The following is a 13570-nucleotide window of genomic DNA, read 5'->3' as shown; positions in this document are numbered from 1 at the left end:
TTCCATCGCATGGACCATCGAAACACATCAAAAATAATGATATTTATAGGTTCGGGCCTTGCGCCCGATTTTTTCGCTCACGCGTGAATATGTTCAAGAGACGATGTCATGTTTCCCCTCATCAGCCAGCAGAACAACAAAAAATCTCTACCTGTAAAGGCACGTCAGGGGCCGCAGGCGCGAAACGCATGCATTTCAAGCATTTTCTAACTCAGGAGTGAGAGATAGCGTTATCGACAGGAGTTGATGGTACCTGAGGTGCCACGCTCAACCCAAACTCGGCAGCGACAGCCAGATGATCGCTGGCATGCTCGCCCAGAAAATCATCCTCGCCACGAACCAGGACACGACACATCTGCAACCGTTCGACCAGCGTGGGATCGGCGAAGATGTAGTCAATACGGCCTGCCGGGGCAGCAGCCGGACAGGTAAAGCCGTCCTCATGAGGATGTAAGTGGCGGAAACAATCTATATAGTGTTCAGTCAGGAGTCGAATAGTGCCACGTGGAGCATAGAAATAGGCGGCCAGGTCAAATAATTTACAAAGCACCTCGCTATGCGCAACCGTACGTAAAACAGGATTGAGGAAGCGCAATTTGGGAGGTACCACAGAATTTAGATGCGGATGCCCATCATTGAGCGTCAAGTTTTTACGCCTGGTGTCCATACGCATAACATATTTGAGCAGCGCGCTGGCTGTAAAGGCGTCTTTGGGCGCCAATGAATTAAAATCGCCTATCAATATGTGCGGCTTGCCTTCGGCCCTGAATGGAGCCAGGATATGGAGGATCTCGCGCACCTCACGCATACGGATGTGATTGCCGGCCCAGCGGCGATTAAACGCGGCCGATAAATGGATAACAAAGATAGTTAATTGTTGGCCCGAGCTTTCTTCGACACACACTTCCAACAGGGGACGTGCCAGTATGCCGGGCCGTGCATGATTTTTCACAGAGATAATCGGCAAACGTGTCATCAGAGCCGTCTGATAATCGCGACTACTACCGGTCTCTCCGCCTTTGATCAGCTGCATACCCAGCACCTGTGCCATCTCTTCAACTACCGTCGGGCCTGCGAACTTGATTGGATTAAGCGCCTCAGGCAATCCCACGATATCTGGGTCGGCCGAGTGAATGATTTTTAATAGCTGCTCCGTCCTTTTCGCACCTTTTTCTCGTAGGCTATAACCGCCAGCAAGAATATTATATGAAACGATACGCGTCATTGAACTTGATCCTTTTATCAGAAACAACTAGCCTCCAATAATAATATCAGCTGAGGCCAGTTCTGCCCATTTCAATAAGTTGTAATTTTTCGTTTATTACACTGATTAGCATACAACATTGAACAAACAAAGCGATTACCACAAGGACTTTGGGAGTTACTCGTGAGAAGAATATATGGATATGAAAAGGCAACAACGCAAAAAGCGGCCCGACAGAGATGCACTATATGTTAAACGCACATTTCTATCAGGCCGATTGAGGTACCTACGCGCGATCTGCTGTATGTAGAACGCGAGGTGCTTCCTCTGGAAGTACAACAACTACTTCCAGGTGACACGATCCAACAGGTACATGGTCAACTCGCTGATCGGCAGGCGGATCTGGGTCATGCCATCGCGCTCACGCACGGTAACCGTCTGATCATCCAGGGTCTGGAAATCAACGGTCACACAGAATGGCGTACCAATTTCATCCTGACGGCGATAGCGGCGCCCGATATTGGCCACATCATCGTACTGCGACACCATATAGCGGCGCAGATTATGGTGAATAGACTGCGCGGTTGAGACCAGTTCTTCTTTGTTCTTCTGCAAAGGCAACACCGCAACCTTCACAGGAGCCAGCCAGGGATGCAGACGGAGTACGGTACGAGGCTCTTTACCATTTGGATCTGGTTCTTCCTCATAAGCATCCAGCAACAGATTCAAGAAGGTACGGTCAACACCACCGGAAGTCTCAACGATCCAGGGTATATAGCGCTCCTTCGTCAGCGGATCGGTATAGCGCAAATCCTGGCCACTGTACTCAGCATGGCGCGAGAGATCCCAGTCCTGGCGCCAGTGAATACCTTCCCATTCCTGCCAACCAAGCACCGTCTTATATTCCACATCAAAGGCCTTTTTGGCATAGTGGGCCAGTTCGTCGCTGGCATGCTCACGGAAACGCAGGCGATCCTTGTGGTTCACAATGCCCTTGTACCACTCGAAGCGGAAATTCTTCCAGTACTCATACCACTTGTCCATCTCGCTGGGGTGAACAAAGAACTGGAGGTCCCACTGCTCAAACTCACGCTGGCGAAACAGGAAGTTACCAGGAGTAACCTCGTTACGATAAGCCTTACCAATCTGGCAGATACCGAAGGGAACCTGGACGCGCGACGACTTCACCACATTATCAAAATCCAGATAAATGTTCTGGCAAGCCTCACCGCGCAGGTAGGTCTTCATGCGATCGCCTTCAACCACACCCAGGTAGGTCTCCATCAGTAGATTAAAGACACGGGGCTCCGAGGTCAATTCGCCACCACAGACGGGACACTTATGCTGCTCCAGATTCTCTGGCTCCAGGTGATCGGTGCGGAAACGGCGCTTACATTTTTTACAATCGACCAGGCGATCCACAAAATTCTCAACGTGGCCACTGGCCTCCCAGACACGAGGATGAGTGATGGTGGCACCATCAATGCCGACAACGTTATCATGATTCTGGACCATTGACCACCACCAGTAGCGCTTGATATTGTTGCGCAACTCGACGCCAAGAGGACCAAAATCGTAGAAGCCCGCCACGCCGCCATAAATTTCGGAATTGGGAAAAACAAAGCCGCGGCGTTTAGACAAGGAGACAATTTTTTCAATAGGGACCAGAGGGGTATCTTTTACCTCCGGCTGATTTTCAACTTGTGTCATGAGTGGTTTCCTCCGCAAAAAAAAGCCCCAGGCATCTATAGCCCAGGGACGAATGTGCCAACATAGGCCTGGGGCAACTATGTTTTACAGCGACATGCGCGGTCCCACCCTGCTTCTTCACTAGAACAGTGAAGCCACTCATTCTCAATGCATCCAACTCAGAAGCGCCCTTCACCTGCCTGAGATTGCCGACCTCACACCAATCGCCGGCTCGCTGTTATCTAGTACAGATTACTCTTCTTCCTCAACACTGGAAGGCATTCGATATTGTTTCGATATTGTATTGTATGAGGATTAGTATAGCGGAGAACTATGCAAGTTGCAAGTAACACCACCCAAACGGCCGTCTTGGGCCTGCTTGAGAATAAGTGAGAAAATCCACAACAATAACACTTTTTGCGCTATACTAATGCCAGTATATAGTGACTCGCAAGAGATACAAACTACCATATACAACAAAAATTTATGCCTCTTTTATTCCGCTCCCTTGCGGACGGGCGCATGCTCAGCGATCAGGAAGCGCATGCAAATCAGACACATAGTCATGCAATATAAACGATAATCTATATTTAGGAAATGGGTCATTTTTAGAAAAGAGAAAAGAAGATGAAGGATATGCAGATTCCCGGCCTGCAAGATGTGCTTTCCGCTCAGCGCTCTATCCGGCCATATCTGGCACGTACGCCACTCTATAGCTATCCAGCCCTTAATCAATTGCTGGGCACCACAACGTACGTCAAACATGAAAACTATCAACCCGTGGGAGCCTTTAAGGTTCGCGGTGGTATCCACCTGCTCCAACAGCTCAGTCCAGAAGAGCGGCGGAGCGGAGTGATCTCGGCCTCAACTGGCAATCATGGGCAATCGGTGGCCTATGCGGCACAGCTCTTTGGCGTTCAAGCTCGCATCGTTGTACCCGAAGGCGCCAATCCAGGCAAAGTAGCAGCAATAAAAGGCATGGGGGCGCAAGTCATTGCACATGGCACAAATTTTGACCAGGCCAAACAGTACTGCGAGGAACTGACCCGGCAGCACGGATACCGCTATATCCATTCTGGGAATGAACCCTATCTTATTGCTGGCGTCGCAACTGGTACCCTGGAAATACTCGAAGATGAACCGAATATAGACTGCATTATCGTACCAATAGGAGGAGGCAGTGGAGCGGCCGGTGCCTGCATCGTCGCCAAGGCTATTAATCCCGACATTCAGGTGATTGGAGTTCAGGCGCAGGCCTCGCCAGCAGCCTACGAGTCGTGGCGCCAGGGCACCATAGTCACATGCGAGAATCAGACCTTTGCCGAAGGGCTGGCCACAGGGCGGGGCTTTGAGCTTCCCCAGGCCATCCTGCGGGAACATCTGGATGACTTTCTGTTAGTGAGTGAAGCAGAAATCGCCCAAGCGATGGTTTGGATGATCGAGAAAGCGCATACCCTGGCCGAAGCAGCGGCAGCCTCGACGCTGGCGGCCGCATACAAATTGCGTGCAGAACTGGCAGGCAAAAAGGTCGCTATTGTCTGTTCCGGTGGCAATACTTCACTGGCGCACCTGAAACAAGCGCTAGATCAGGTTGATTGACTTGTATGGACATCCGCTACCTTGTAGAGGCCACAGAGAGGTGTTACAATAGTGCGAAAAATAGTCGGCAATGAATTGAAGAAGAGATGGAAGAATACGTGGTGACCGAGCACGACCCACAGGCTGATATACAAGCCTTTGCCGCGCGTTATACATTTCCAATTGACACATTTCAACTGGAAGCGATTGATCAGCTCGCGCACGGACAATCCGTGCTCGTTGCGGCACCTACAGGGACAGGCAAGACCCTTGTAGCAGAGTACGCCATCTGGCGTGCACAACAAAAGAAACAGCGAGTCATCTATACGACTCCTTTAAAAGCCCTCTCGAATCAAAAGTATCGCGATCTGCGTGAGGTGTATGGTGCAGACGCAGTAGGCCTGGTAACCGGCGATATCGTTGAGCGCAGTCGTGCCCCGATTGTTATTATGACAACCGAGGTCTATCGTAATATGCTCCTTGAAGAAGGGGGCGATATCGGAGCCAGCAGCGGCCCTTCGACTCTGGCGGATGTAGGCTATGTCGTTTTTGACGAGCTACACTATCTAAGTGACGTAGGGCGCGGCCCGGTATGGGAAGAAGCCATCGTCTGTTCCCCTCCTCATGTCCAACTCGTTGGCCTCTCGGCCACGGTCAGCAACGCCGAAGACCTGGCTAGCTGGGTCAGTCGCGTCCATCGTCCGATCTCGCTTGTCACCCATGAGCAGCGCGCAGTCCCACTGGAACACTATTATTTCCTGGATGGCAAACTGCACCTGGTACAGGATGCGGATGGCAATCGGGTTGAGAAGTTTCCTCACACAGGTGGCGAGGCCAAGCTGGCGCAAATGCTGGGCCGCAACCGTGTCTTTACGTTTGAGGATGAAAATGAGGATACGGATGAGGATGAGGATGGCGACTTAGAGATCGATATCTGGGAAGAGCGCCGTCGTCGCAATCGTGCGCCGCGACCACAGGATCATCGTATCTCGCGCAAAGAGCGCGAACGCCTGCGCTCACGACCACGCGCGGCCGTGAAAGAGGCATCCAGTCCGACGGTTGAGCGCGCTGAAAGCAGGCCACAGGCCAGCACCAGCGGTGAAGCACAGACAAATGGAGACGTGGCGCACCAGGAGAAACCGCGTGGGCGCCGTCCGCAGCAGCGTAAAGCGCCCGAACCGGGCGAGATCCTTACGGTTCTACGCGATAACGACATGTTGCCTTGCCTCTACTTTCTCCCGGGTCGACGCGTAGTTGAAGAAGCTGCCATGAGCGCAGCTTTGCACAACTTTACGACACCTGAAGAAGAAGCCTTAATTCGTGAAGAAACGAGCATCTGGCTGGAGCACCTTCCTAAAGAAGATCGCAACCTGCAACAGGTACACGCCCTGCTCAATCTACTACCACGTGGTCTGGCCTTCCACCACGCTGGCTTGTTGCCGGGGCTCAAAGTGCTGGTGGAAACACTGTTTGCTCGTGGACAGCTGCGTGCAGTTTTCGCTACCGATACGCTGGCGCTGGGCATCAATATGCCTGCGCGCTCGGTCATCGTGGGAAGCCTGAGCAAATTTGATGGCCAGGAAATGCGGCTGCTAACGCCCAACGAGTATCGCCAGCTAACCGGCCGCGCTGGTCGCCGTGGCATGGATACACGCGGTGCGGCGATTATTCCTTATTCACCCTGGGAACCATTTGAGTCATCTTTCCAGAAAATTACCGGTGACATGTTACCTGTTACCAGTTCATTTGTGATCCGCTACAATTCGGTGCTCAATCTCTGGCGATCCAACGATATCCAGCATCTGCGCCGCATCTGTGCCTCCAGTCTGCGCGAGTTCCAGCGTTACCTGTTATGGGAGATCAATGAACTACAACGCCTGGAAAAACGCTATCAGAAGGCCAGCAAATCGGGCAAGAAGAAAAAAGGAGCGGCTTCTGTTGAGGCGGAGCGTGCGCTGGAGAGACGGCGCGAGAAAATCGGGGCCTTCCCACTCAGCCGTGCCGGTGCCGCCGAACTGGACGGGACAATCTTTGCACTGCGCGCCATGGGGCACATTAGCCAGGATGAGCGGCTAACTCTCAAAGGTCGGCTGCTGCGCAACATATTCCATCCCGCTGGCATCGTTCTGGTCGAGTTGATTACCAGCGGACACCTGGATGAGCTTTCGGCAGCCGAACTGGCAGAGGTATGTAGCTGGTTCACGTATGACAACGATCGACGCTTGAATAATCGGCATGTCATGCACGCGCGCTTAATCCAGGTACGCCGTGAGCTCTGGCATATCATTCAGCACGTACGAGGCGTTGAGGAACGTGCCGGAATCAGCTTCACACCCGGATTTGTTCCCGAATTTCATGGCCTCGCCCTCTCCTGGGCCCGCAACATGACACTCAGTGGTCTGATGAAGCGCATCGACCTGGCCGAAGGCGACATCATGATGTTGCTCAACCAGACAATCGATCTCATTCAGCAGTTACAATCTGCGGTCGGACAGGTATTGGACAGCCGTGATATCTGGGAGCAAACCTCGCCGGTCATGGTCGAGGGCATCTATAGTGAGAGCAATACATCTAACTATGAGCAGAAGCGAAATGAGCAACTTCAGCAACAGCGCGAGCACATGGAGCGTCTGCGCCCCTTGCTGGCCCAGGCTTCAGCATCGCTGCTCCACGGTATTATCGCCCAGAGTCGCACCGTCCCCTCAATGGCAGTCCAGATAGGAGCCGAAGAGATTCCACTGGATGCAGAAGAGGATCGCGACCCGCGGGGGCTCGCAGACGCGGACACCTTTGTCGGCGACCTCTAACAGGCGAGAAATCGGCCTTGTGGCCGATTTCTGGGCAACCAGATCGTGTTTGATGTGGCATTGACGTGGAGGAAAGGGCAATCGGCCGCAAGGGCCGAGCCTACGGGTACATTTTCGCCCGGCGAGGCACAATCGGCCGCAAGGGCCAATACTTTCAACTTTAGCAAAATGAAGACGTTACATCTGGCGCATTTGAGCTCACATCGACGCGATAAGCAATGCTTTGGGCTCTTAAGTTGAAAGTATTGGCCGCAAGGGCCGAACCTACGGACGACCCCGGCCCCTCTCCTTCTCTCCCCGGGCCGTCCGCAGGGCGGCATTAGGGGGCCTCAGGGGCTTTGCCCCTGAAAAAACCTATACCTGTAAGGCACCAGCGCCTCCGGGCTGGCGCTGGTGCCAGCCACTCCCCTCGCTCATGCGCGCACAATCAGCAGCAACTTGAAATCCACTGAAACAGTTTACATGTCTTACATCCCTGGCGAGACTAACAATTCTGCATGTAATCCAATACTACTAAGTAGCACGAAAGCACAAATTGACGCAGTAATAGGCATTACTTTGGTCATGCTTGCCCTGCCATTTCATTGTCAGACGCATGGAAGTTGACTAATATGTACAAAGGTACAAGTATGTCGGGAAGGCGGGGTGAAAAGGTTAAGCTTAGTATCGGCTGGCAAAGTGAGCGCCAGTTGTAATAGAGGGGTAGAGTTTTGATGAACGCAGAAGCATTGATTGGAAGGGCATTGGGCACATGCACACTCCAAAAGCTGGTGGGACAGGGAGGCATGGGAGCCGTGTTCCTCGCCCAACAGTCCCGGCCCCGGCGTCAGGTTGCGGTAAAAGTACTTCTACCGATAACACGATTGAATGCCAATCAGCTGGCCGCGTTCCTGGAACGTTTTCGCCGCGAAACTGATGCTGCAGCCTCGCTGGAGCACCCGAATATTATGCCTGTGCATGAATATGGAGAACAGGGTGGCCTTGCGTATCTGGTAATGCCCTATGTGTCTGGAGGTACCCTGCGCGACGAGTTGGAACGCGAAGGGCCTTTGACGTTACAACGTACCGTCAATTATTTAGAACAACTTGCTGCTGCCCTCGACTTTGCTCACGAACATGGCGTAATCCACCGCGATATCAAGCCAGCCAACATCATGGTCACCAACGATGGTCGTCTCTTACTGTCCGATTTTGGTCTCGTCAAAATTATTGCCGAGGGGCAGACGCCGCAAGCACGCCTGACCGGCGCAGGGGCACCCGTTGGCACACCAGACTACATGGCCCCGGAACAGGTTATTGGTGAAGAGGTAGATACCCGTGCCGACCTTTACTCGCTGGGAGTTATACTCTTCCAGATGCTTACCGGGACAACCCCCTTCCAGGGCGAGACGCCTATGCAGATTGCAGCACAGCATTTGCAGATACCACCTCCTTCGCCACAGATGCTACGCCCGGATCTGCCTATCGCGGCGGAACAGGTGGTGCTCCGCGCGATGGCTAAACGCCCTGGAGATCGCTATATGCGCGCCCAGGACATGGCCAGGGCATTTCGTTCAGCCGTCATCAATTCAGGTATCCAGCTTGATCCCGAACAGACATGGGCTGGCCTGTTGAGCGGTTCGACCGCATCACGCCTGGCTATTCCCAAAGGGCAGTTTGATCCTATGCGCCAGACGGCTTCGATGCCTAAAGTGACGAAAGCAGATGTACAGGCCAACCCAACGGGTGGCTTTTTCAATCAGTCTGCGATCAATCCGGCTCCCCGGCAGCCAGTCGCGGAACATATGCAACCGCACCAGAGCAGTGGATTACTGCGTCGCACTGGTATGATGCCCGTGGAAAGTAGCAAACAGCCAACTGGTGGTCTGCTCTCAAAAGCCGGTCAATTTCCGCGGGCAGGTTCAGGTGCCATACCCTCGGTGGGGGCACCTGGCTCAGTGAGCGCGCCCAGAGCTACTGGCAACGGCTTGCTCTCAAAAACGGGTCAATTTCCGCAGGTCGGAACGGGTATGATGCCCACGATCGACAAAAGTCAGGCCACCGCGGCAACGGGCAGCGGACCGCACGCAGCCTGGGGTAAAGAGCCTCCCCAGACACCCAATAACCTGCCTCAGGGTCAGGCCTTTCCTAAAACGCCAACCGGCACTCTGATCTCACCAGTACAAAATGGCTCGACGGGTACACTCAAACTAAATGAACCGGTCAAAGTAGTGAAGGTCCCGGTCGCTGGCCAGCCTGGACACTATATCACTGGCATCTTACCTTTTGAAAGACAACCAGAAGAGCCGGCAGAGCCGGTGGTAGCCAAACAAGGGCTAAAGCCATGGATGAAAAACATCATTGCACTGGTCATTATATGTGTGATTCTGGCTTCCATAGCCGGATGGCTCTGGTTCTCACAAAATCAGCATAACGCACAGAATAACCAGCAACAGACCACGGTAGCCTCAGGCAATACAACCGCCAGCGATGATCCTGCCGCCGCGAACACCAATGTGCTGCTTTCCGATCCACTGAACAAAAATATCAACGGCTGGCGCACCCAGCCCGCCAATCTCTATGCCTTCAAAGATGGCGCATATCATATTTCAGTACAAGGGACTAAAGGCAACGGCGTCATCCTGCCACAAAAAACATTTGATGGCCCGCTGACGTATCAATTAACCATGCAAGAAATCAAAGGTGATGATAATAATCCAAACAACACCTTTGGCATGATCCTGCGCTTTAATCAGCAGCAAAAGAATGGCAAACTCAACACGACTTTTTATACCTTTGAAGTAGTGAACGTAAAAGGGAAAGAGTACCAGTTCTGGCGCTATGACGATAGCCAGCCAGATCCCTGGACACAGATAAAAAACGGCACATTGCCAACTGGGAATGAATTCCACCAGGGCAAACAGGCCAATACCATCGCGATCGCGATGAATGGTGATAAATTTACGGTCACCGTCAATGGCAAAAAATTAGCTAAAGTCTTCCAGGATGGAGCCTATAAAAATGGTACCGTGGGTATGATCGTCAACAAAGATGGCACTGAAGTAGCCTTTAAAAATCTCTTGCTTACGAGTAATTAACACCATCTATTATAACTGTCTTGTAACCTCACAGAAAGGGGACAGCCTCTGGGACGGTGTTTTGATCAGTCACACCAAATAGCCAGCTTTGGTCGGCAAAGGGGTAAAGTTTCATGAACGCAGAAGAGTTATGCGGCAAGGTGCTTGGCACCTGTACGCTACAAAAGGTGATTGGACGGGGTGGGATGGGAGCAGTTTATCTGGCTCAGCAGTCTCGTCCGCGCCGCCAGGTTGCGGTCAAAGTTCTTCTACCCATTACGACTCTCAAACCGCAGCAACATAAAGCATTTCTGGAACGCTTCAGGCGAGAAACCGATGCGGCGGCTTCGTTAGAACATCCGAATATTACACCAGTCCATGAGTATGGTGAATTAGATGGGTTGGCGTATCTTGTCATGCCCTATATCAGTGGTGGAACATTACGTGATGAATTGGATACAGAAGGCAGATTACCGTTGACGCGAGTGGTGAGCTATCTGGAACAGATGGCGGCTGCCCTGGATTTTGCGCATGAGCACAAAGTTGTTCACCGCGATATCAAACCAGCCAATATCTTAATGACGCCAGAAAAACGCCTCCTGCTTACCGATTTCGGCCTGGTCAAAATCATTACAGATGGGAAGCAGAGGAGTCAAAATCCGCTTTCCGAGGTTGGCATGCCAATGGGGACGCCAGACTACATGGCCCCCGAGCAAGTAGTGGGTGGAGTGGTGGATGCGCGTGCGGATATCTATTCCCTGGGCGTTTTACTTTATCACATGGTAGCGGGTACGCCGCCATTTCAAGGCGAAACGCCGATGAAGGTAGCTCTTCAGCATCTACATACGCCACCACCGCTACCCAGGATGTATCGCCCTGATTTACCGCCTGCCGCTGAACAGGTTATTTTGCGCGCCCTGGCTAAAAGTCCGGCCGATCGCTATCTGCGGACACGCGATCTCGCCAGCGCCTTCCGGCTAGCCCTGGAAGCGGCCGGCGTACAGGTCGACGGATCAGCGGAAGCCGGCAATCGCCGCCGTGGACTCTTTGATCCGGTCTGGCAAAGTCCAATACCTGCCGCCGCTACTCCTCAACAGGAGCAGATGAAGGCCGTACCAGGATTAATACAACAGGCGCCCCAGGAGACAGTTGCAAAAGCCGCCCAGTCACTCACTGCGCGCCGTGATATTGTGGCCCAGACCAGAATGACGTTACCATCATTCTCTGGCATTTTTACCGAGGCCGATATTTCAGCTAGTGCTCAGCCAGCGGCATTGCCAGGTGATGACTCACTGCTCCAAACCGAAGGGGTTCCAGAAACACCAAACCGAGGCCTGACACCACTGCCACCAACCATTGGAACGGAAACCCGGCAGGGCAGCCAGCGATCCTCGCCCCGGCACACACCCTTGCCGCCGGTGGCAGAACACATACGACCTGCCCTATACGCAGATAGAAAAGCTGAAAATGGTATCGGGGCCAACGCCAGAAAGATGTTTATGCCGCCGCGTCTAAAGCTGGGGCATAAAACAAACCTGCGTGAACTGCACAAGGGAGCAAGCAAACCTGGCGAGTTTGAGAATACAGCGCCAACGCTACCACAGCCTCTATTGGCAGTCAATCCAGATCAGAGTCAATCCGAGGCGGGCAATAAAAGGATTACACGGAACTTCGGTCTCGTTACGGGTATGCAGATAGGGACCACAACAACTGATGAGCTGGCCCGGTTGCCTGAAAAAACACATGGCCAGGCCAGAACACTCTTAGCAGATCAACAGGAAGCGGCAAAGCAAAAATTGACCGAAGCGCGATCATTGCTCTCTCAGGTGGCAAAGCAAAAATTGACCGAAGCGCGATCATTGCTCTCTCAGCAGGATGCTCTGGCGACGTTGATTAAAACTTATAAGAAAACCGCATTGCTGGCCATTGTGGTCATTCTATTGGTTCTAGGATCAATCATATACACTTTTATGCAGTCAGTTTTCAGCACACCAGCATCAGGCAATCACAGATCGTCAAACAACAGTACGTTCGCAGTGACCGCGTACGTCAACACATGGTCCGCAGCCACGGCTGAGACAACTATCCCGTTGAGCGACCCTTTAAATGTACCCATTCACAACTGGATGCAAGGAGTTGAACAGGATTGCTCATCAGCAGTCGATCTCAAAAGTGAGAGCGCATACACGAAGACACAACAGTGGTCTAAACAACCAGACTATTACTGACCAGCGAGTTAACTACTTTTGTATGACAGCAAATGCCATAAAGTATCAGAATGAAGCAAATGCCAGGGAAATGGATGAACCAGACAGGAACGACCATAAACAATATCCCAATCACCACTGAATCAGTGGTTGATGTAAAGGCAACCTTCTTTATTTACTGTTAACATACGCCATTACTACCGGTGAGAGATTATGAATAACCAACAAGGACCTTTTAACTCGCCGTTTTTCCCAAAGATGGGAGAGCGAGAAACAGAGCCATCTGAAAATACAAAGTCGGCCAATCCAAATGGCCGTCTGGGACACAAAACAAGCCTGCGTGGTTTGCGGCAGCAAAATACAGGACCCATGCACACTTCTTTTTCTGCAGATAATGCAGTAAATAATGGGGAGCAATCATTTGCCCCGTCACAGCAGTCGTGGGGAACAAATGGACAGCAATCCTTTATGCCACCGCAGCAGCCCTGGAACAATCCAGGATTATCTGCAACACCACAGCAATCGTCCTGGAACGAGATGGCGACGCAGGCCTTTCAGGATGCCCAGCAGCCATGGAATGAAGCAGGTGCACAGGGCTTTCACTCATCACCGGCTCAACCTGCACAGCGGACACCCAGCGGCCAATTAGGCCATGGCTCTTCACTGTTCAATAATCCAATGTTCCCCAGGAACAATAATCAGCAGTGGGGCAATGCGGGCACGCCAGCGAACAACATACAGACAGGCCCCAACCCACCTGTTAATGGTTCGCCCAGTGGTATGCATCCTAACGCCACCAGGAACCTTGGCAATAGCGGCACGTTTAGGAGTCCGACTGGTGCCCTCGGCAACAGTGGCATGCATTCCGACGCTACCCAAAACCTGAGTCTCGTGCCCAGCCCAACTGGTGCTCTTGGCAACACAGGCACCCTGATGCATCCAGCGGGCGAATATAGCGGCGACACAGGTATGCTCAAACTCAACCAGGCCGTCAAAGTCGTACGCATTCCCATCCCCGGCAAACCGGGC

General features: G+C 52.5%; 7 protein-coding genes. 5 read left to right on the top strand and 2 right to left on the bottom strand.

Annotated features, from left to right (window positions below; all coding sequences use genetic code 11):
- Positions 1–211 precede the first annotated feature (211 nt).
- Together JMI88_RS25465 and JMI88_RS25460 are read right to left on the bottom strand one after the other, a co-directional pair.
- Entirely contained in the window at positions 212–1225 is a 1014-nt protein-coding gene (locus JMI88_RS25465) for an endonuclease/exonuclease/phosphatase family protein (protein ID WP_201364775.1), read from the bottom strand.
- 321 nt (positions 1226–1546) lie between these two features.
- Positions 1547–2914, bottom strand: a complete 1368-nt coding sequence (locus JMI88_RS25460) for a glycine--tRNA ligase (RefSeq protein ID WP_201364774.1) — start codon at positions 2912–2914, stop codon at positions 1547–1549.
- A gap of 606 nt (positions 2915–3520) precedes the next feature.
- On the opposite strand from JMI88_RS25460, the gene JMI88_RS25455 reads away from it, so the two are divergent.
- The 5 genes from JMI88_RS25455 to JMI88_RS25435 form a co-directional block, all read left to right on the top strand.
- Complete coding sequence (locus JMI88_RS25455; RefSeq protein ID WP_201364773.1) at positions 3521–4492, top strand: threonine ammonia-lyase; 972 nt, start codon at positions 3521–3523, stop codon at positions 4490–4492.
- A gap of 86 nt (positions 4493–4578) precedes the next feature.
- On the top strand, positions 4579–7278 hold the full coding sequence (locus JMI88_RS25450) for a DEAD/DEAH box helicase (protein ID WP_201364772.1): 2700 nt from the start codon (positions 4579–4581) through the stop codon (positions 7276–7278).
- Positions 7279–7991: 713 nt separating this feature from the next.
- The gene (locus JMI88_RS25445) at positions 7992–10355 is read left to right on the top strand and encodes a serine/threonine protein kinase (protein WP_201364771.1); all 2364 of its coding nucleotides are present in this window, start codon (positions 7992–7994) and stop codon (positions 10353–10355) included.
- A gap of 113 nt (positions 10356–10468) precedes the next feature.
- A complete protein-coding gene (locus JMI88_RS25440) occupies positions 10469–12562 on the top strand; it encodes a serine/threonine-protein kinase (protein WP_201364770.1) in 2094 nt (697 codons plus the stop codon).
- A gap of 192 nt (positions 12563–12754) precedes the next feature.
- Positions 12755–13570, top strand: an 816-nt coding sequence (locus JMI88_RS25435) for a hypothetical protein (protein WP_201364769.1), incomplete at its 3' end; no start/stop codon positions are given.

It is taken from the genome of Dictyobacter formicarum, assembly GCF_016587435.1.
Note: the sequence above shows the minus strand (reverse complement) of the source record. Positions and strands in the feature narration are given on the sequence as shown.

Excerpts from the sequence above, each read along its gene's own strand:
- JMI88_RS25465 (WP_201364775.1), bottom strand. The coding sequence starts at position 1,225 with ATGACGCGTATCGTTTCATATAATATTCTTGCTGGCGGTTATAGCCTA.
- JMI88_RS25460 (WP_201364774.1), bottom strand. The coding sequence starts at position 2,914 with ATGACACAAGTTGAAAATCAGCCGGAGGTAAAAGATACCCCTCTGGTC.
- JMI88_RS25455 (WP_201364773.1), top strand. The coding sequence starts at position 3,521 with ATGAAGGATATGCAGATTCCCGGCCTGCAAGATGTGCTTTCCGCTCAG.
- JMI88_RS25450 (WP_201364772.1), top strand. The coding sequence starts at position 4,579 with ATGGAAGAATACGTGGTGACCGAGCACGACCCACAGGCTGATATACAA.
- JMI88_RS25445 (WP_201364771.1), top strand. The coding sequence starts at position 7,992 with ATGAACGCAGAAGCATTGATTGGAAGGGCATTGGGCACATGCACACTC.
- JMI88_RS25440 (WP_201364770.1), top strand. The coding sequence starts at position 10,469 with ATGAACGCAGAAGAGTTATGCGGCAAGGTGCTTGGCACCTGTACGCTA.